Genomic DNA, 19,430 nt, shown 5'->3' with positions numbered 1-19,430 from the left:
GGTTGGTCGTTGACGATGTGTCGGTGGTGCGTCGTGGTGAGTTGACCGATGAGGCGTGGGCGGTGATCGCGCCGCTGCTACCGGAGCCGGGCGGTGCTCGTGGGCGGTGGCGAGATCACCGGCAGGTCATCAACGGGATTTTGTGGAAGCTGCGCACGGGTGCGCCGTGGCGTGACCTGCCCGAACGTTTCGGGCCGTGGAAGACCTGCCATGAGCGGCTGCGTCGGTGGAGCGCCGACGGGACATGGGATCGGATCCTCGCGGCGGCGCAGGTGCACGACGACGGCACACCGGTGCAGTGGACGATCAGCATCGACTCGTCGATCGTGCGGGCGCATCAGCATGCCGCTGGCGCCCGCAAAAAGGGGGCTCCCCGACAAGTCCGGCGACGCCTGGTGCGCAAGATGGCGAGGCCATCGGCCGATCACGCGGAGGACTGAGCACGAAAATCCACCTCGCAGTCGACGGACGCGGCCGGCCGTTGTCGATCCTGCTCACCCCGGGCCAGGCCGGCGACAACCCCCAGCTCCTCGCCCTGCTCGACGCGATCCGCGTCAACCAGCCCGGACCGGGCCGGCCCCGCAAACGTCCGGACGTGCTGATCGCGGACAAGGGCTACGCCCATGACTCCACCCGTCGAGCCCTGCGCCAACGCGGGATCCGGCACGTCATCCCCGAACGCAGCGACCAGATCGCCCGCCGCGCCGCCAAGGGCAGCACCGGCGGGCGACCACCCGCCTTCGACAAGGCGACCTACCGCAAACGCAACGTCGTGGAACGCTGCTTCAACCGACTCAAGCAATGGCGTGACCTGGCCACCCGCTACGCCAAACGCGCATCCCTCTACCGAGCCAGCCTGATCCTCATCGCCGCCATCATCTGGCTTCCATGATCGACAGGACAGGCCCTAGAAGTCGCCGCCGCCGAAGTCACCACCGAAGTCCCCGCCGCCGAAGCCACCGAAGTCGCCGCCGCCGTAGTCCCCGCCGCCGCCGAAGTCGCCACCGGCGTAGTCACCACCGCCGCCCGTGTCGCCGCCGCCCATGTCGCCGCCCTGGTCGCCGAAGTCCTGGCCGTCGCCGAAGCCCTCCTGGTAGCCGGCGTCGTACCCGGGGTCGGCGAACGCGGGTGAGAACAGCGCGTCCGCGATCAGGAGACCGCCGACCACACCGACGCCCGCGCCGAGCGCGGTCTTCCACCACGGCGTGGAGTACCAGCCGGCCGGCACCGGCCGCCCCTGGAACCGGCCACCCGGGTAGTAGTAGGGCGTCGCGTTCCCCGGCTGCGGGCCGGCCCGGAACGTCTGCCCCTGCACGTCGACCTGGCGCTCCTTGGTGAGCGCGCCGGCGCCCTGGGCAGCGGCGAGCGGCGGCAGCTCCGGGCCCGGGTCGATGCCCATCGCGGTCCGCGCCGCCCGGATGTACGCAAGCCCTTCCAGCGCGGTCTCCCGGGCCAGCCCGAACTGGCGCGGCGTGGTCGCCTGCTCCAGCTGCGAACCGGCCGCGTTGTACCGCTCACCGGCGTCGGCGAGCGCCTGCCGGACCGCCGGAGCGTCGCCGTGCAGGTTCATCAGCTGGCCGCCGAGCCGCTCGTACCAGCGCTGCGCCTCGGCGCGGGCGTCGGCCAGCTCGTTCGCCCGGCGCGATCTGCTCCCCCTCCGCCAGAACACGAACGCACCTCCGAGCAGCAGGATCAGGACCAGCCACAACGCGAACTCCATGACTCGAACGTACCCACCGGGCGCTCGTCGTACCCGTTTGGCAAGCTCTTGGCCATGAGCTTTGCGACGCTGGCCGTGGTGGTGCTCTGCCTCGCCGCGGGCGGCGCGGTGGGCTGGCTGGCCGCGCGGGCGCGCGCGGCGGCCGACATCGCCCGCCTGGAGGCGACACTCGCCGCCACCCAGGCCGGCGAGGGCCGGCTGGAGCAGTCCATGCGGGCGCTCAGCTACGAGGCGACGGCGCAGTCCCAGGAGGCGGTGGCCCGCGCGGTCGCGCCGCTGCACGACACGCTGCGCCGCTACGAGCAGCGGGTGGCGGAGCTGGAGCGGGACCGGGTCGACGCGTACGCCGAACTGCGCGAGCAGGTGCGGTCCATGAGCGCCGTCTCCGGCGAGCTGCGCACCGAGACCAAGCAGCTGGTCGCCGCGCTGCGCGCGCCGCAGGTGCGGGGCCGCTGGGGCGAGCACCAGCTCCGCCGGATCGTCGAGGCCGCCGGCATGCTCGAACACTGCGACTTCAGCGAGCAGGTCACCGCCGCGACCGACCACCAGGGGGTACGCCCCGACCTGGTGGTGCGGCTGCACGGCGGCCGGACGGTGGTGGTGGACGCGAAGGCGCCGTTCGACGCGTACCTGACCGCGATGGAGGCGCGCGACGAGCGGGGGCGCGACACCCACCTGGACGCGCACGCCCGGCACCTGCGCGCGCACGTGGACGGCCTGGCGGCCAAGTCCTACTGGTCGGCGTTCGACCAGACGCCCGAGTTCGTGGTGCTGTTCGTGCCGGCGGACCCGTTCCTCGACGTGGCACTGCAACGCGACCCGTCCCTGCTGGAGCACGCGTTCGCCCGCAACGTGGTGCTCGCCACGCCGGCCACGCTGGTGGCGCTGCTGCGCACCGTCGCCTACTCGTGGCGGCAGGAGGCGCTGGCGCGTAACGCCGCCACCGTCCACTCGCTGGCCCGCGAGCTGTACGGGCGGCTGTCCACACTGGGCGACCACGTGGGCAAGCTCGGCAGTTCGCTGAGCGGTGCGGTGACGGCGTACAACCGGGCGGTGGGGTCGCTGGAGGCGCGGGTGCTCGTCAGCGCCCGCAAGCTGGCAGAGCTGGGCGTCTCCGACGACGAGCTGGCCGCGCCGGCGCAGGTCGAGCTGGCGCCGAGGCAGCCGCAGGCACCCGAGTTGCTGGGCACGCCGTCCACATCGGCCGAAAGGTCGACGGACGTCGACGCCTAACACGGCACGCGCGGTGACGTAGACCGATCCGTGTCACGGACTGATCACAAACCGAGGCCGGGTAGTGACACATGTCGTCGTGACACGCAGGATCACCGTCACACGTGCCCTGCCCCTCGAGGGCCCTGTTCTCTGGAGGAAGAGAACGTTGAGTAAACCCCGCACGCGCAGCCGGCGACCGTCCGCCGCGCTTCTGGCCTCGGTCCTCGCGGCCGGCGCCCTGACCGTGGGAGGTGGCGCCGGTACCGCGAGCGCCGCCCCCGCCGCCGACCCCTCGCTGCCGGCCGCCGCCAAGGCACTGGGCGCACACGACGCCAAGCTGCTCGACGAGGCCGAGGCGAAGAACGCGCCGACCGTCACGATGATCATCGCGGCGAAGAAGGGCTCGGCCGAGAAGGTCGTCGACGGCCTGACCGGCCTCGGCGCCACCGTCAGCCAGCGGTACGACCAGATCGGCTACGTGCTGGCGAAGGTCCCCACCGCGAAGGCGCTCAAGGCCGCCACGCTGCCCGGTGTCGCCGCCGTCGACCTGGACGAGACCATCAAGCTCCCCGACCCGGCGCCCGAGGCGGCACCGAAGGGCGCCAAGTCCGCCACCCAGGCTCAGGCGCTGGCCGGGCCGGGCGGTGACACCGGTGCGGTGAACCCGTACATGCCGACCAACGAGACCGGCGCGGAGGCCTTCAAGGCCGCGAACCCGCAGTGGGACGGCCGCGGTGTCACCATCGGCATCATGGACTCCGGTGTGGACCTCGACCAGCCGGCGCTCCAGACGACCACCACCGGCGAGCGCAAGATCGTCGACTGGGTCACCGCCACCGACCCGCTGGAGGACGCATCCTGGCGGCCGATGCTGACCGAGGTCAGCGGCCCGGAGTTCACCACCTCGCTGGGCACCTGGACGGCACCGGCCGGCAACTACCGGTTCAACGTCTTCCGCGAGAACATCACCGCGAACAGCGACGCGCGGGGTGACCTCAACCGCGACGGCGACACCACCGATTTCTGGGGCGTGCTCTACAACCCCACCACCGGTGACGTGCGCGTCGACGCGAACCAGAACAACGACTTCACCGACGACGAGGTGATGCGGCCGTACAAGGAGAAGTTCCAGGTCGGTCACTTCGGCACGGACAACCCGGCCACCGCGGTACGCGAGCAGATCCCGTTCGTGGTCGAGTACCGGCGCAACGTGAACACCGCCCCGGTCGGCGGCCCCGGCCTGGTCGACTACGTCAACATCGGCATCATCGAGAGCACCCACGGCACCCACGTCGCCGGCATCACCGCCGCCAACGACATGCTGGGTAACAGCGCCTTCGACGGCGCCGCCCCGGGTGCCAAGCTGGTCTCCGCCCGCGCCTGCTCGTGGGGCGGCGGCTGCACCGCGGCGGCGCTCACCACCGGCATGGCCGACCTGGTGATCAACCGCAAGGTCGACGTGGTGAACATGTCGATCGGTGGTCTGCCCGCGCTCAACGACGGCTCGAACGCCCGCGCGGTCCTCTACAACGACCTGATCAACACGTACGGCGTGCAGCTGTTCATCTCGGCCGGCAACTCCGGTCCGGGCGTGAACACGGTCGGCGACCCGTCGGTCGCCACCGACGTGGTGAGCGTCGCGGCGAGCATCAGCAAGGACACCTGGCTGGCCAACTACGGCTCGGTGGTCCGCAAGGACAACGCGCTGTTCAACTTCTCCTCGCGCGGCCCGCGTGAGGACGGCGGTTTCAAGCCGAACGTCACCGCCCCCGGCTCGGCCATCTCCACCGCGCCGACCTGGCAGCCGGGCAACCCGGTGCCGGAGGCGGGCTACCCGCTGCCCCCGGGCTATCAGATGCTCAACGGCACCTCGATGGCTGCCCCGCAGGCCACCGGCGCCGCCGCGCTGCTGCTGTCGGCCGCCAAGGCGACCGGCAAGGGCGTCACCCCGGCCGCGCTGCGCCGGGCCGTCTACACCTCGGCCCAGCCGATCACCGGCGTCCCGACGTACGCGCAGGGCTACGGCATGTTCGACGTGCCGGGCGCGTGGAGCCTGCTCGCCAAGGGCGTGCCGACCCGCACCTACACCTCCGAGGCGCCGGTCTGCACCGAGCTGTCGCCGAACCTGACCCGCTACGACCGGGCCTCCGGCACGTTCGTGCCGAACCCGAACGTCGGCACCGGCCTCTACAACCGCTGCGCCGCCGACCGTGGTGGCCAGAAGGTCAAGGAGAGCCGCCACTACGAGGTGAAGCTGACCCGTACCAGCGGCCCGAACAAGGGCATCAAGCACGAGGTCGCCTTCCGCGGGAACGACGGCACCTACAGCGCCCCCAAGGTGGTGTGGCTGCCGCTGAACAAGACCGTCACGGTCAAGGTGAAGGCCAAGCCGATGACGGCCGGCGCGCACGGCGCCATCATGACCGTCGACGACCCGGCCACCAACGTGGTCGACTTCGAGGTCGCCACCGTCGTGATCGCCTCGAACCCGGTCGCCGCTCCGGCGTACTCGTTCTCGGCCGACGGCTCGGTCGAGCGCAACGGCTTCCGGTCGTACTTCGTGACGGTGCCGCCGGGTGCGGGCGCGCTCCAGGTCAACCTGTCCGGCATCGCGACCGGCTCGCAGACCCGGTTCATCGCCATCAACCCGTACGGCGTGCCGGTCGAGAGCACCGCCAGCACCGCCTGCTACACCAACTTCTCCGACGCCGCGGTCTGCAAGCCGCAGGAGCGGGACTACCAGAACCCGCTGCCGGGCGTGTGGGAGATCGAGGTGGAGGCGCGTCGCACCTCGCCGGCGCTGGACAACCCGTTCCGGCTCCAGGCCCGCGTGCAGGGCGTCAAGGTGGAGCCGGCCGTCGTCCAGCTCCCGTCGGTCACCGCCGGCACCCCGTCCCCGGTGAGCTGGAGCCTGACCAACACCTTCGGCCCGGTCCAGGTGACCGGCGTCGGCGGCCCGCTGGCCAGCGTCCGGACCGAGCGGCCGAGCATCACCGAGGGCGCCAGCCAGGAGTACGTGGTGGAGGTGCCCGCGGGCGCCACCTCGTTCACCGCCCGGATCGGCAACCCGTCCGACCTGAGCGCCGACCTGGACCTGACGGTGTTCCGCGGCACCACCCAGGTGGGGCAGGCAGCCGACGGTGACTCGGAGGAGGCCGTCACGCTGACCAACCCGGCGCCCGGCACCTACCGGGTCGTGGTCGACGGTTACTCGATGAGCGACCCGAGCACCGCGTACGACTACCGGGACTCGTTCGCGTCCCCGGCGCTGGGCACACTCTCCGCCCCGTCCACGCCGCTGTCCCTGGCCAACGGCGCCACCGCCACCCTCACCGGTGCGGTGACCGCCCTGTCCACCCCGGCCGCCGGCCGGGAGCTGTACGGCGACATGGCCGTCACCACCACCGAGGGCGCGGTCGTCGGCCGCGGTTCGGTGGAGGTCGTCTCGGTCGACTGATCCGCTGACACGACGGAGCCCCGTCCCCTCTCGTAGGGGGCGGGGCTCCTTCGTGTCGTCAGGCGGGGCGGGCGGACTCGACCACGAACGGGGTGCCCTGCTGGCAGGTGGTCATCATGCCCGGCTCGGGGCGGCCGGTGACCTCGACCCGGGCGCCGGCCTTGAGCACGTCGCGCGGGCCACCGACGAGCAGGTGGCCGTCGAGCAGCAGACAGTTCGGCTCGACGCCGGCCTGCACCGTGCCGCTGATGACGGTGCCGCCGACACCCGGCGGGGTCGACGGCCCGCCCTTCCAGGAGGGGTCCGGACGGCTCGGGCTGGTGCCGGGGTCGGGCTGGCTGGTCACCGGGGCGGCTCCCGTCGTACTCGGGCTCGGGTCGGAATCGGCGGACCCGTCGCCGGGTGCGGCGCAGGCGGTCAGCGCGAGACCGGCGAGCAGTGCGACGAGCACCGTACGAGGAGTCTTCATGGTTTGTTGGACGCGGCCGACGGCCGATCCGTTCCCGGTCAGCCGCGGGCCGCGGCGGCGGCCTTCATGTCGCGCTTGAGCTCCTGCGGCAGCGAGAACGTCAGCCGCTCGTCGGCGGTGGTGATCTCCTCGACGTCGCCGAAGCCGCGCTCGGCGAGGTGCGCGAGCACCTGCTGGACCAGTTCGTCCGGCACGCTCGCGCCGGAGGTCACACCCACGGTCCGGGCGCCGGTCAGCCAGGCGTCCTCGATCTCGTGCGCGAAGTCGACCAAATAGCCGGCGCGGGCCCCGGCGTCGAGCGCCACCTCGACCAGCCGGACCGAGTTCGAGGAGTTGCGCGAACCGACCACGATCACCACGTCGCACTCGGGGGCGATCTCCTTGACCACGTGCTGGCGGTTGGAGGTCGCGTAGCAGATGTCGTCGCTGGGCGGCGACTGGAGCAGCGGCAGCCGCTTCTTGAGCCGGGCCACGGTCTCCAGCGTCTCGTCCACCGACAGCGTGGTCTGGGAGAGCCAGACCACCTTCTCCGGGTCGCGCACGGTGACCTTGTCGACGCCGTCCGGGCCGTCGACGAGCTGGATGTGGGCGGGCGCCTCACCGGCGGTGCCGATGACCTCCTCGTGCCCCTCGTGGCCGATGAGCAGGATGTCGTAGTCCTGCGCGGCGAACCGCCGGGCCTCGTGGTGCACCTTCGTGACCAGCGGGCAGGTGGCGTCGATCGCCCGCAGCGAGCGCTGCTTGGCCTGCTCGTACACCTCGGGGGCGACGCCGTGGGCGGAGAAGATGACTGTGGCGCCCTCCGGCACCTCCTCGTTCTCCTCCACGAAGATCGCGCCCTGGGCCTCCAGCGTGCGCACCACGTGCTTGTTGTGCACGATCTGCTTGCGCACGTAGATCGGCGCGCCGTAGAGCTTCAGCGCCTCCTCGACGGTCTGCACCGCCCGGTCCACACCCGCGCAGTAGCCGCGGGGGTTGGCCAGGAGCACGCGCTTGCCGGTCCGGGGAGTCGTCTCAGCGTCAGTCACCCGCCCATCGTACGTGCCGCTCTCCCGCGCGGCAGCGGCCGCGAGGCGCACGCGGGCGCTGTCGGTCCCGGGCCGTAGGGTGGGCGGGTGAGCGCGGGCGAGGAGGGGCGGAGCACGTCTGACGGGCAGAGCAGGTCGGACGGGCAGAGCAGGTCGGACGGGCGCAGCACGGCCGAGGAGCCGTGGCCGGTCCGGGTGGTCAGCCAGAAGGTGGGCGCCTGGATCGCCCGCCTGGGCTGGGTCTGGGTCGACGGCCAGGTGGCGCAGATCAGCCGCCGCCCCGGCGCGAGCACCGTCTTCCTCACGCTGCGCGACCCGTCGGCCGATCTCAGCCTGACCGTCACCACCAACCGCGACGTGCTGGACGCGGGCGCGCCGGAGCTGCGCGAGGGCGCCCGGGTGGTGCTGCACGCCAAACCCGAGTTCTACGCCGCGCGGGGCACGCTCAGCCTGCGGGCCGACGAGATCCGCCAGGTCGGCCTCGGCGAGCTGCTGGCCCGGCTGGAGAAGCTCAAGAAGCTGCTCGCCGCCGAGGGCCTGTTCGACCGGTCCCGCAAGCGGCGGCTGCCGTTCCTGCCGGGCCGGGTGGGCCTGATCACCGGCCGAGCCTCGGCGGCCGAGCGGGACGTGCTGACCAACGCCCGCCGCCGCTGGCCCGCCGTCGACTTCCGCACGATCAACGTGGCGGTGCAGGGGCCGAGCGCGGTGCCGGACATCGTCGGGGCGCTCAAGGTGCTCGACGCCGACCCGGCCGTCGACGTGATCGTCATCGCCCGGGGCGGCGGGGGCATCGAGGATCTGCTTCCCTTCTCCGACGAGGCGCTGTGCCGGGCGGTCTTCGCCTGCCGCACGCCGGTGGTCAGCGCGATCGGCCACGAGACGGACGCGCCGCTGCTCGACTACGTGGCCGACGTGCGCGCCTCCACCCCGACCGACGCGGCGAAGCGCATCGTGCCGGACCTGACCGAGGAGACCCGGCTGATCGGCCAGGCCCGGTCCCGGCTCGAACGGGCGGTGCGTCACCTGGTCGACCGGGAGCAGCACCGGATCGACCTGCTGCGCTCCCGCCCGGTGCTGGCCCGGCCGCAGGTGATGGTCGAGCAGCGGGCGGTGGACGTGTCCGCGCTGCGCGACCGCGCCGGCCGGTCCCTGGAGCACCGGCTGCGGGGCGCCACCGACGACCTGCGGCACACGCTGGCCCGGCTGCGCGCGCTGTCCCCGGCGGCCACGCTGGAGCGCGGCTACGCGATCGTGCAGCGCGCCGACGGCCACGTCGTCCGCGCGGCCTCCGAGGTGGCCAAGGGCGATCCACTGCGGGTACGCCTCGCCGAGGGCGAGCTGACCGCCACCGTCGACGGCTGAGGGAAGAGAGACGATGACCGGGACGAAGCAGGACGAACAGCTCAGCTACGAGCAGGCCCGCGCCGAGCTGGCCTCGGTGGTGGAGAAGCTGGAGGCGGGCGGCACCTCGCTGGAGGAGTCCCTCGCCCTCTGGGAGCGCGGCGAGCAGCTCGCCGGGGTGTGCCAGCGCTGGCTGGACGGCGCCCGCGCCCGCATCGACGCCGCCCGCCAGCGCGCCGAGGAGTGACGGTGGGATTCGGCGCGATCGCCGAACCCCACCGCAGACCTCAGTTGAACAGGTTGTACAGCTCGGCGGGGGCCTCGACGACCTGGTCGGCCGAGGGCTTCTGGGCCGGCGCCGCGTTGCCGTAGTCGGTGTAGGTGATCTTCAGGTCCTGCGCGGCGCTCTGCCCGGCGGCCGGGATCTTGAGCACCATCTCGCTGAGCCGGCCCTGGGTGTCGACCTTGGCGGTGAACGGCACCGACTGGGCCTGCGCCCCGAGCGCGGTGATCACGGCCGGGTCGAGCGAGCCCGCCTCGGCGGCCTTCGACACGTCGACGGTGCCCTCGTACGCGCCCTCGCCGGTCTGCCGTACCTCGGTGATGCCCTGGGTGAGCACGGCGCTGCCGGCCGGGTCGAGCTTCTCGAAGTCGAAGCCCAGCGCCCGGTTGCCCTTGACCCGGTTCTGGTCGAGGTGGTGGTACTTGCCGGTGTTGAGGTTCTTCACGCCGGGGATCTGCGCCGCAGCGGTGCCGCCGAGTTCCAGCTTGACCCAGCTGTCCGGCTTGGCGTGGATCAGGTCCAGCTTCATCATCAGGTCCGACGACGGGTCGCCGATGGTCATCCGCATGTCGGCGCTCTGGCTCGGCTCGTGCACCTGCCCTTCGGCGGTGGAGCCCGCGCCGGTCATGGAGAACTTGAAGTTCCCCTCACGGATCGCGTTCGTGGAGTCGAGCAGAGCCTGCTTGGCCGCGCTGCTGGACGCCGTGGCGCTCGGTGCGACGCTGCCGGAGGCGCTCGGGGTCGCGGAGGCGTCGGACGTCGTCCCGTTGCCGTTGCAGGCCGCCAGGCCGGGAATGAGCAGCGCCGCGGCGAACGCGGTGGCGCTGAAGCGTCGAATCTTCACGTCAACCTCTCCAGGTGGGTCGTCCGGGCTCGATGTCCCTTCTGTTCCCGGAAGCGGGGTTCCGCAATCCCGCGTCCCCCGGAGGGAGGACGTCAGCGCAGCGACGTGGCGAGCTTGCGCAGCTCCGTCTCCCCCGCGTCACCGACAACGATCACCGTACGGTTCGGCTCCAGCAGGACGAGCGCCTGCTCGTTGCCGCGTGCCGTGTAGCGCTGCCAGCTCAGCCCGCCGGGCAGGTCGGCCGCGCCCTGCGGCTGCCCCTCGGTCAGCTCGGCCGGCAGCAGCTTCTCCGCCGGAACGTTGCTCTCCACGAGTTGCGCGCCCCGGCCCTCCGGGGTCACGTACCCGATCCGCAGCGTCGAGCCGTCCGCCTCGGTCCGGAAGCGGGCGTTGACCGTACGCCAGTCGTCGCCCAGCCCGGTCGGCTCGCTGACCGGGAAGGCGTTCGCGGAGCGGGCCTGCTCCAGCGCGGGCGCCGGGTCGACTGTGACCGGCGAGTCGCCGCCGAGGAAGCCCCGGTAGAAGGCGAGCAGCAGCGCGATCGGGACCAGCAGGATCAGCAGGGACAGCGCCATGTCCTTCGGCGACCGCTCGGAGCGGGCCTTCTCCTTGCCCGCCGGCGGCGCGGGGGTGTCCACCACGGGGGCCGGCTCGCCCCGATCCGCGACGAGCGCGGGCTGACCCTCGGACGGGGCCGGGGCGCCGTCCGGTCGGACCGGCGGCTGGCCCTCCGGCGGGGTGGCGTCGGTCGGTGTGCGGTCGGCAGGCTGTGCGGCTTCCACCCGGCCATTGTCGCAGCCCACCGGGTGACGTGATCCTGGCCTCCTCCGCCCCGCCGGGACGGCGAACCTGAGATCGTGTGAGGATCAGCGACAAAACCGGCGGCGGTGGCCGCCGGTCCCACCCCGCAACGTCGCGAGGAGGCCGCCATGACAACCACCAGGACGCGGACGCCCCAGGATCTCGACCGCAACCTCGCCCTCGATCTGGTCCGGGTCACCGAGGCCGCGGCGATGGCCGCCGGCCGCTGGGTCGGCCGGGGCGACAAGGAAGGCGGCGACGGCGCAGCAGTCGACGCCATGCGAAAGCTGATCAACTCGATCCCGATGCGCGGCGTCGTGGTGATCGGCGAGGGCGAGAAGGACAACGCCCCCATGCTGTTCAACGGCGAGGAGGTCGGCGACGGGACCGGCCCCGAGGTGGACGTGGCGGTCGACCCGATCGACGGCACCACGCTGATGAGCAAGGGCATGCCGAACGCGCTGGCGGTGCTCGCGGTCGCCGAGCGCGGCGCGATGTTCGACCCGAGCGCCGTCTTCTACATGGAGAAGCTGGCGGTCGGCCCGATGTACGCCGACGTGGTGGACATCAACGCCGGGGTGGCCGAGAACATCAACCGGATCGCCAAGGTCAAGGGCACCGACGCCGCCGAGGTGACCGTGTGCGTGCTGGACCGGTCGCGCCACGACGACCTGATCAAGCAGATCCGGCGTACCGGTGCCGGGATCCGGCTCATCTCCGACGGGGACATCGCGGGCGCCATCGCGGCGGCCCGCGGCGAGTCGGACGTGGACGTGCTGATGGGCATCGGCGGCACCCCGGAGGGCATCACCGCCGCGTGCGCGCTCAAGTGCATGGGCGGCATGATGCAGGCCAAGCTCTGGCCGAAGGACTCCGACGAGCGTCGCAAGGCGCTGGACGCCGGGCACGACCTGGACCGGGTGCTGTTCACCGACGACCTGGTCACCGGCGACAACTGCTTCTTCGTGGCCACCGGTGTCACCTCCGGCGACCTGCTGCGCGGCGTGCGCTACCGCTCCGGCGGCGCGTACACCCAGTCGATCGTGATGCGCTCCAAGAGCGGCACCATCCGGGTGATCGACTCGTACCACCGCCTGGAGAAGCTCGCCCTCTACTCGGCTGTCGACTTCGACGGACGCCCGCTGGCCGAGCAGGAGTGAGCCGGACCGGGACGGCGGCACCACCGGCACCGCAGACGCTGTCGACCGGGCGACGTGTCGCCGGTGTCGGGTTGGCCACCGCCTCGGGCGTGATGGTCGCCGTGCAGTCCCGGATCAACGGTGAGCTGGGCGTACGCCTGGCCGACGGGATCGCCGCCGCGGTGGTCTCGTTCGGTGTGGGCCTGCTGATCCTGCTGGTGCTGGTCCCCGCCACCCCCGGTGGCCGGCGGGGACTGGCCGCCCTGCGCGGCGCGCTGCGCTCCGGCGCGCTGCGGCCCTGGCAGTGCCTGGGCGGCGTCTGCGGCGCGTTCCTGGTGGCGACGCAGGGGCTGACCATCGGCGCGCTCGGCGTCGCGGTCTTCACCGTCGCGGTGGTGGCCGGGCAGTCCGGCAGCAGCCTGCTCGTCGACCGGGCCGGCATCGGCCCGGCCGGCCGGCAGCCGGTCACCCCGAACCGGCTGATCGGCGCGGTGCTCACAGTGCTCGCCGTCCTGCTGGCGGTGGGCGACCGGCTCGGCGACCCGCACGCGCTGGCGCTGGCGCTGCTGCCGCTGGCGGCGGGGGTGGGCATCGCCTGGCAGCAGGCGGTCAACGGTCGGGTCCGGGCGGCGGCGGGCAGTGCCATGACCGCCACGCTCGTGAACTTCACAGTCGGTACGGCGGCGCTGCTCGTCACCTTCGCGGTGGACCTGGCGGTACGCGGACGGCCGGCAGGCGCGTTCCCGGACGAGCCGTGGCTCTACCTCGGCGGCCCGCTCGGGATCGTGTTCATCGCGCTGGCCGCCGCCCTCGTCCGGTTCACCGGGGTGCTGCTGCTCGGCCTGGCCACGATCGCCGGGCAGATCGTCGGTGCGGTGCTGCTGGACCTGCTGCTGCCCACCGCCGCCTCGCACCCCGGCCTGGACACGCTGCTCGGCGCGACGCTGACTCTGGTCGCGGTGCTCGTCGCCGCCTTCGGCCCGACCCGCCGCCCTTAGCGGGCGGCGGCGGGCGCGGCGGCGCGCAGGCCGGTGATCATCTCGTCGACGACCCGGTCCAGCGGCGTCCCCTCGATCCCGAACGTCTCGCTGGCTGCGGTGGAGTCCATCACGAACGGCCCGGCGAACTGGTGCGCGGTCTCCCGCATCTCCCGGGCGAACGGGTCGGCCAGACCACCGAGCCAGAGCACCGGGTAGGGCATCCGGGTCAGCCGGGGCGCCGGCGCCCCGGCCCGCTTCGCCGCCCGGTCGGCGAGCGCCCGCATGGCCATCGGGGGCGCGCTGGGCACGTGCCAGGCCCGTCCCCAGGCGCGCGGGTCGGTGGCGGCGGCGACGAGGGTACGGGCCACGTCCCCCACGTACGTCCAGGTGTGCGGCGCGTCCCAGGCGACCGGCAGGAACACCCGGTGCCCGGCGAGCACCTTGGGCAGCACCATCATGGGCAGCGAGGTGCCGCCGAGGCCGATGTAGTCGGAGCCGCGTACCTCGGTGACCCGGGCCCGGCCGGCGCGGTGGGCGGCCAGCGCGTCGGCCCACATCCGATTGCGGACGCGGCCCTTGACGCCGGTGGCGGCGAGCGGGGTCGCCTCGGTCATCGGGGCGTCGACCGGGCCGTACCCGTAGAGGTTGCCGACTGTGGCGAGCACGGCGCCGCTGCGCTCGGCGGCGGTGAGCAGGGCGGCGGCCAGCGGCGGCCAGTCCGTCGGCCACGTGTGGTACTGCGGGTTGGCGCAGTTGTGGAGCGCGTCCGCGCCCTCGGTCAGCGCGGCGAGCCGGTCCGCGTCGGCGGCGTCGGCGGCCACCCGCTCGATCGCCGGGTGCTCGGGGCCGGTGCCGCGCCGGGTGACCACCCGCACCCGCTCGCCGCGCTCGGCGAGGAGGCGGGCGGTGGCGGTGCCGACGGGGCCGGCGCCGACGATCACGTGCAGTGCCATGACAGGTCCACCTTCACTGAAGCAGTAATTCGAATCGAGAGCACCGCTCTCGGAACAGAGCATGACTCACGGAAGCGGCGCAAGTCAAGAGCAGTGCTCTCTCTTTTGATTGCTGCTCTCGTCGTGGCAGAGTGGGGACATGGTCGCTCCCTCGCTCCGCGCCCGGGTCCGCGCCGGGATGATCGAAGAGATCAAGACGGTCGCCCGCCGCCACCTGGACACCGACGGCGCGAACCTCTCCCTGCGCGCTGTGGCTCGCGACCTCGGCATGGTCTCCTCGGCGATCTACCGCTACTTCCCCAGCCGCGACGACCTGCTCACCGCGCTGATCCTGGAGGCGTACGACGCGCTCGGCGACGCGGTGGAGGCGGCCGACGCCGCCGCCGACCAGGCCGACCTGCGCGGACGCTGGCTCGCCGCCTGCCGGGCCGCCCGCGCGTGGGCGCTCGACCACCCCGCCGAGTACGCGCTGCTCTACGGCAGCCCGGTGCCCGGGTACGCGGCCCCGGACGACACCGTCGTGCCGGCCCAGCGCCCTCCGGTGACCCTGGTCGGCATCCTGCGCGACGGCCTGGCCTCCGGCCGGCTCGCCCCGCCCGACGAGGATCTGCCCGAGCCGCTGCGCGGCGACGTGGCCGAACTGGTCGAGCTGATCGGGATGGACGTGCCGCCCGCGCTGCTGGCCCGCGGCATGGCCGGCTGGACCCAGTTGTTCGGGCTGATCAGCTTCGAGCTGTTCGGCCGGATCAACCGGGCGCTGCCGCACCGCGACGAGTACTTCGACCACCAGATCGGCCTGATGGCCGACCTGGTCGGCCTGCCCTGACGCCGGTCGGCGTCAGGTGCCGTCGGAGGAGTGACCCGGGAACAGGTGCGCGGTCGGGTCGATGACGACAGCCGCGTTGTTGACGGCGGTGGCGGCCTCACCGAAGCCGGTGGCGATCAGGCGGACCTTGCCCGGGTACTCGGTGATGTCCCCGGCCGCGAACACCCGGGGCAGGTTGGTGGCCATCGCGCTGTCCACCACGATGTGCCGGCGGTCGAGGTTCAGCCCCCACTCGGCGAGCGGGCCGAGGTCGGCCGTGAAGCCGAGCGCGGCCACCACGGTGTCCACCGGCAGCGTCTCCACCTCGCCGCCGCGTACGGTCAGCTCGGCGCCGGTGACCGTCTCCTCGCCGTAGAGCCGGCTCACCTCGGCGTTGACCACGATCCGCACCGGCAGCGCGCGGACACGCTCGATGGTGGCGGCGTGCGCCCGGAAGCGGTCCCGCCGGTGCACAAGCGTCACCGACCGGGCCAGCGGGGCGAGCGTGGCCGCCCAGTCGAACGCCGAGTCGCCGCCGCCGACGATGAGCACGTGCCGGTCGGTCAACTCGGTGGGCTGCGGCACGAAGTAGACGATGCCGCCGCCGGTGAAGCTCTCCGCGACCGGCAGCGGCCGGGGCGTGAAGCTGCCGAGCCCGCCGGTGACCAGCACCGCGCCGCAGCTGAGCTGCTCACCGCCGGCCAGGCCGAGCACCGGCCGGCCGTCCAGGTAGGACAGCTTCTCCGCGCGTACGCCGAGCCGGTAGTCGGGACGGAACGGCGCGGCCTGCGCGACCAGGTTCGTGACCAGCTCGCGGCCCTTGATCGCGGGGAAGCCGGCGACGTCGAGGATCAGCTTCTCCGGGTACATCGCGGTGACCTGACCGCCCGGCTCGGGCAGCGCGTCGATCACCGACACGGAGAGTCCACGGAAACCGGCGTAGTAGGCGGCGAAGAGCCCGGCGGGACCGGCCCCGATCACGGCGACATCGACCTCGCGCATGGCGTACCGTCACTTTCCGCTTCGGGATCACCCCGTGCTGATGCGGAAACGGTAGGCGGGCAGGTGGCCGCGGGCAAGGACGTCCCGCGGTTCGATCAACGCGCCGTCAGGGCAGCGTCATCCTCGGTGAGCCGAGACGGTCGGACTCGCCGGTGTCGTTGCGGCGGCGGAACAGGATCGCCGCGACCACGCCGCCGAGCAGCCCGAACAGGTGGCCCTGCCAGGAGATGCGCTCGTCGGTCGGCAGGATGCCGAGCAGTTGCCAGCCGTAGAGCAACCCGACCAGCAGGCCGACGGCGAAGTTCCACCAGCTCCGCTCCACCACGCCCCGGGTGAGCAGGATGCCGAGGTAGCCGAAGATCACGCCGCTGGCACCGACCACCACCGAGTTGGGTGAGCCGGTGAACCAGACGCCCAGACCGCTGACCAGGATGATGACGGCGGTGGACCAGAGGAACCGGCGGGTGCCGGCGGCGAGCACGAACGTGCCGAGCAGGATCAGCGGGATGCTGTTGCTGTAGAGGTGGTTCCAGCCGGCGTGCAGGAACGGCGAGAAGAAGACACCGTCCAGGCCCTGGAGCCGCTGCGGGATGATGCCGGCGGTGTAGTCCAGGCCGAGTCGCAGGCCGACGTCGAGCGCCTCGATGAGGAACAGCACCGGGACCACCGCGCACATGGCGACGAAGGCCCGGCCGAGCGCCGCATAGAACGCGTCGGTGCCGAACCGGTAGGGGTCGCCACTGGGGCCGCCGTGCCAGGTCACCTACCAAGAGCTATCAGCAAATGCGGCAGGCCGCCAGTCGGACGGCGGTACGACGACGGCGGGACACCCGGGTCTGTCCGCGTGTCCCGCCGTCGTGGTGATGTCAGTACCAGCCCGAACTCTGCGACTTCTGCCAGGCGCCGCAGGGAGTGTCGTACCGGCCCTTGATGTAGCCGAGACCCCAGGTGATCTGGGTCGCCGGGTTGGTCTTCCAGTCGTCGGCGACCGAGGCCATCTTGCTGCCCGGCACCGCCTGCGGGATCCCGTACGCCCCGGAGGAGCTGTTGGAGGCCTTCGGGTTCCAGCCGCTCTCCTTGGTCCAGAGCTTGTCCAGACAGGGGAACTGGTCGATGCCGAAGCCCTTGTCGAGCATGATGGCGCAACCGATCTTCCGGTTGCCGCTGTACTCAGCGCACGAGGACGGGATCGGGCCGTCGTACGGCTTGGCCTTCGCCTCCGCCTCCTCCTCGGCCGCGGCCCGCTCCTTCTTGCGGGTGGCGGCGGCCGCCTCGGCCTTCCTGGCCCGCTCGGCGGCCTCCTTCGCCGCCGCGGCGGCACGCAGCTTCGCCTGGTACTCGGCGGCACGCTGCCGAGACGAGTCCACGCGGTGGTCGGACAGCCGGTCGCGCTGGTACGCGTACTCCGTCTGGTCGACCTTCAGGCCGACCTGCGCGGTCAGGCCCTGCTGCTGGGTCTGTCGATCCTCGCCCAGATAGAAGCCGCCGGCGACGCCCACGGAGAGCAGCGCGACAGCGGCCGTACGGGCGCCGAACCGGCTCCACAGCCGACTCACGAAGTTTCCCTTCGTCGGGGGCAGGGACACGGCACGCGCATGGCCGGGTCGGGTCACGCCGGGTGCCGTGAGCGCACCGGTACCGGTGTGACTCCGGGGCCGTGTCCGGCTCCCGAGTGGTAGGTGACGCTCGATGGACACCATTGCGCACAGTGAGGCCAGTGGGAAATGGCCGGGCTCAAAAGTGATCTGCGTCACCCCAAAAATGCTGGCAAAGTAGGGCAAAAGCGGCGCTCAGCCGGGGATGTCCTCCAGCAGGTCGGTGACCATGGCGGCGATCGGAGAACGCTCCGATCGGCTGAGCGTGACGTGCGCGAAGAGGGGATGCCCCTTCAGCGCCTCGATCACCGCCGTCACCCCGTCGTGCCGGCCGACCCGCAGATTGTCCCGCTGGGCCACGTCGTGGGTGAGCACCACCCGCGACCCCTGGCCGATGCGCGACAGCACGGTGAGCAGTACGCCCCGCTCCAGCGACTGCGCCTCGTCCACGATGACGAACGCGTCGTGCAGGCTCCGGCCGCGGATGTGGGTCAGCGGCAGCACCTCCAGCAGCCCGCGCGAGGTGACCTCCTCCAGCACGTTCTCGTGCACCACCGAGCCGAGCGTGTCGAAGACCGCCTGCGCCCAGGGCGACATCTTCTCCGACTCCGACCCGGGCAGGTAACCGAGTTCCTGGCCGCCGACCGCGTACAGGGGGCGGAACACGATCACCTTCTTGTGCCGGCGCCGCTCCATCACCGCCTCCAGGCCGGCGCAGAGCGCCAGCGCGGACTTGCCGGTGCCGGCCCGCCCACCGAGCGACACGATGCCGATGGACTCGTCCAGCAGCAGGTCGAGTGCGACCCGCTGCTCCGCCGAGCGCCCGTGCACACCGAACGCCTCCCGGTCGCCCCGGACCAGCCGGATCGTCTTGTCGGGCAGCACCCGGCCCAGCGCCGAGCCCCGCCCGGAGTGCAGCACCAGGCCGGTGTGGCAGGGCAGGCCCGCCGCGGCGTCGACGTCGAGCGTCTCGCCCGCGTACAGCCGGCCGATCTCCTCCTCGGCCAGATCCAGCTCGGCCATCCCGGTCCAGGTCGGGTCGCTGGCCTGACCGTGCCGGTACTCGTCGGCGCGCAGGCCCACCGAGGCCGCCTTCACCCGCAGCGGCATGTCCTTGCTGACGAGCGTGACCTCACGCCCCTCGGCGGCCAGGTTGAGCGCCACGGACAGGATGCGCGCGTCGTTCGACTCGTTGCGGAAGCCGGGCGGCAGCACCCCGTCGTCGGTGTGGTTCAGCTCCACCCGCAGCGTGCCGCCCTGGTCGTTGGCGGGCACCGGGCGGTCCAGCCGGCCGTGCCGCACGCGCAGCTCGTCCAGCATGCGCAGCGACTGGCGGGCGAACCAGCCCAGCTCGGGGTGGTGTCGCTTGCCCTCCAGCTCGGAGATCACCACCAGCGGCAGCACCACCTCGTGCTCGGCGAAGCGGTGGAAGGCCGCCGGGTCGGACAGCAGGACCGAGGTGTCCAGGACGAAGGCCGGGCCGGCTGGTCGGGGCTCCTCGGCCTCCGCGGCGGCGGCGCGGCGGCTGCGGGTGGTCCGGCGGGTCGGGGCGGTCGAGGCCGGGGTCTGCTCGGCTCCGGCGGGGGTACGGCGAGTGGTCACAGGCCTGCTCCGCGGATGGGCACCCGGCCACCCGAGTTCCGCCTCTTCCGGTGCCCGGAGGACACGGGGTCGGATGCGGGCCCCGTGCGCGAGGACGCAGGTCCGGGCTGTCCGGCTGGCCCGGGAAAACCCCGTGCCATGCCTAGACGCTAATCGCACCGGGGCCGCGGGGCTAGAGGTGCGCGTGGATCATCGT

Annotated in this window: 18 protein-coding genes; 8 read left to right on the top strand and 10 right to left on the bottom strand. The window is 72.5% G+C overall.

Going from position 1 to position 19,430, the window contains the following annotated elements; genetic code table 11:
* Nucleotides 1-26: 26 nt before the first annotated feature.
* Nucleotides 27-892 (top strand): IS5 family transposase gene (locus tag ML5_RS31405; RefSeq protein WP_013474031.1). Its coding sequence is split into 2 segments (ribosomal slippage): nucleotides 27-360 and nucleotides 360-892, totalling 867 coding nucleotides; the frame shifts between segments, so codons are not numbered across the junction.
* A 15-nt stretch (nucleotides 893-907) separates the two neighbouring features.
* On the opposite strand, the gene ML5_RS05635 is transcribed toward ML5_RS31405, so the two are convergent.
* A complete protein-coding gene (locus ML5_RS05635; protein WP_013474030.1) occupies nucleotides 908-1,720 on the bottom strand; it encodes a hypothetical protein in 813 nt (270 codons plus the stop codon).
* A 54-nt stretch (nucleotides 1,721-1,774) separates the two neighbouring features.
* Between ML5_RS05635 and ML5_RS05630 the strand changes: the two genes are divergently transcribed.
* Nucleotides 1,775-2,953, top strand: coding sequence for a DNA recombination protein RmuC (locus tag ML5_RS05630; RefSeq protein WP_013284081.1), 1,179 nt, complete (start codon nucleotides 1,775-1,777; stop codon nucleotides 2,951-2,953).
* Between the two features lie 148 nt (nucleotides 2,954-3,101).
* Nucleotides 3,102-6,392 carry a S8 family serine peptidase gene (locus tag ML5_RS05625; RefSeq protein WP_013474029.1) on the top strand — a complete coding sequence of 1,097 codons (3,291 nt, stop codon included), beginning with the start codon at nucleotides 3,102-3,104 and terminating at the stop codon, nucleotides 6,390-6,392.
* A 58-nt stretch (nucleotides 6,393-6,450) separates the two neighbouring features.
* Here the strand turns inward: ML5_RS05625 and ML5_RS05620 are convergent, their stop codons facing one another.
* Together ML5_RS05620 and ML5_RS05615 are read right to left on the bottom strand one after the other, a co-directional pair.
* Nucleotides 6,451-6,861 (bottom strand): hypothetical protein, encoded by a 411-nt coding sequence (locus ML5_RS05620; protein WP_013474028.1) that lies wholly within the window; start codon nucleotides 6,859-6,861, stop codon nucleotides 6,451-6,453.
* A 38-nt stretch (nucleotides 6,862-6,899) separates the two neighbouring features.
* The gene (locus ML5_RS05615; protein ID WP_030270742.1) at nucleotides 6,900-7,889 is read right to left on the bottom strand and encodes a 4-hydroxy-3-methylbut-2-enyl diphosphate reductase; all 990 of its coding nucleotides are present in this window, start codon (nucleotides 7,887-7,889) and stop codon (nucleotides 6,900-6,902) included.
* Between the two features lie 195 nt (nucleotides 7,890-8,084).
* On the opposite strand from ML5_RS05615, the gene xseA reads away from it, so the two are divergent.
* Both xseA and ML5_RS05605 read left to right on the top strand, forming a co-directional pair.
* A complete protein-coding gene (gene xseA / locus ML5_RS05610; RefSeq protein ID WP_041784137.1) occupies nucleotides 8,085-9,251 on the top strand; it encodes an exodeoxyribonuclease VII large subunit in 1,167 nt (388 codons plus the stop codon).
* A 13-nt stretch (nucleotides 9,252-9,264) separates the two neighbouring features.
* A complete protein-coding gene (locus ML5_RS05605; protein ID WP_013284076.1) occupies nucleotides 9,265-9,477 on the top strand; it encodes an exodeoxyribonuclease VII small subunit in 213 nt (70 codons plus the stop codon).
* 40 nt (nucleotides 9,478-9,517) lie between these two features.
* Here ML5_RS05605 and ML5_RS05600 read toward each other — a convergent pair whose 3' ends face one another.
* Together ML5_RS05600 and ML5_RS05595 are read right to left on the bottom strand one after the other, a co-directional pair.
* The gene (locus ML5_RS05600) at nucleotides 9,518-10,357 is read right to left on the bottom strand and encodes a hypothetical protein (RefSeq protein WP_013284075.1); all 840 of its coding nucleotides are present in this window, start codon (nucleotides 10,355-10,357) and stop codon (nucleotides 9,518-9,520) included.
* Between the two features lie 92 nt (nucleotides 10,358-10,449).
* On the bottom strand, nucleotides 10,450-11,139 hold the full coding sequence (locus ML5_RS05595; protein WP_176739731.1) for a DUF4245 domain-containing protein: 690 nt from the start codon (nucleotides 11,137-11,139) through the stop codon (nucleotides 10,450-10,452).
* Between the two features lie 147 nt (nucleotides 11,140-11,286).
* Between ML5_RS05595 and glpX the strand changes: the two genes are divergently transcribed.
* Together glpX and ML5_RS05585 are read left to right on the top strand one after the other, a co-directional pair.
* Nucleotides 11,287-12,318 (top strand): class II fructose-bisphosphatase, encoded by a 1,032-nt coding sequence (glpX, locus tag ML5_RS05590; protein WP_013284073.1) that lies wholly within the window; start codon nucleotides 11,287-11,289, stop codon nucleotides 12,316-12,318.
* Nucleotides 12,315-13,295, top strand: coding sequence for a DMT family transporter (locus tag ML5_RS05585; protein WP_013474024.1), 981 nt, complete (start codon nucleotides 12,315-12,317; stop codon nucleotides 13,293-13,295). Before glpX ends, ML5_RS05585 begins: the two co-directional genes overlap by 4 nt.
* On the opposite strand, the gene ML5_RS05580 is transcribed toward ML5_RS05585, so the two are convergent.
* Nucleotides 13,292-14,230 carry an NAD-dependent epimerase/dehydratase family protein gene (locus tag ML5_RS05580; RefSeq protein WP_013474023.1) on the bottom strand — a complete coding sequence of 313 codons (939 nt, stop codon included), beginning with the start codon at nucleotides 14,228-14,230 and terminating at the stop codon, nucleotides 13,292-13,294. The two genes, ML5_RS05585 and ML5_RS05580, sit on opposite strands and share 4 nt — an antisense overlap.
* Nucleotides 14,231-14,369: 139 nt before the next feature.
* Between ML5_RS05580 and ML5_RS05575 the strand changes: the two genes are divergently transcribed.
* A complete protein-coding gene (locus ML5_RS05575; protein WP_013474022.1) occupies nucleotides 14,370-15,056 on the top strand; it encodes a TetR/AcrR family transcriptional regulator in 687 nt (228 codons plus the stop codon).
* Between the two features lie 12 nt (nucleotides 15,057-15,068).
* On the opposite strand, the gene ML5_RS05570 is transcribed toward ML5_RS05575, so the two are convergent.
* From ML5_RS05570 to ML5_RS05555, 4 genes are all read right to left on the bottom strand, one after another.
* Nucleotides 15,069-16,037 (bottom strand): NAD(P)/FAD-dependent oxidoreductase, encoded by a 969-nt coding sequence (locus ML5_RS05570; protein ID WP_013284069.1) that lies wholly within the window; start codon nucleotides 16,035-16,037, stop codon nucleotides 15,069-15,071.
* Between the two features lie 106 nt (nucleotides 16,038-16,143).
* Nucleotides 16,144-16,800, bottom strand: coding sequence for a rhomboid family intramembrane serine protease (locus ML5_RS05565; protein ID WP_013284068.1), 657 nt, complete (start codon nucleotides 16,798-16,800; stop codon nucleotides 16,144-16,146).
* Between the two features lie 103 nt (nucleotides 16,801-16,903).
* Nucleotides 16,904-17,593 (bottom strand): transglycosylase SLT domain-containing protein, encoded by a 690-nt coding sequence (locus tag ML5_RS05560; protein WP_030270729.1) that lies wholly within the window; start codon nucleotides 17,591-17,593, stop codon nucleotides 16,904-16,906.
* Nucleotides 17,594-17,827: 234 nt separating this feature from the next.
* Nucleotides 17,828-19,234, bottom strand: coding sequence for a PhoH family protein (locus tag ML5_RS05555; protein WP_013474020.1), 1,407 nt, complete (start codon nucleotides 19,232-19,234; stop codon nucleotides 17,828-17,830).
* Between the last annotated feature and the right edge of the window lie 196 nt (nucleotides 19,235-19,430).

The organism is Micromonospora sp. L5, from assembly GCF_000177655.2.
Classification (GTDB): domain Bacteria; phylum Actinomycetota; class Actinomycetes; order Mycobacteriales; family Micromonosporaceae; genus Micromonospora; species Micromonospora aurantiaca.
This window is presented reverse-complemented; position numbering and strand designations above follow the sequence as displayed.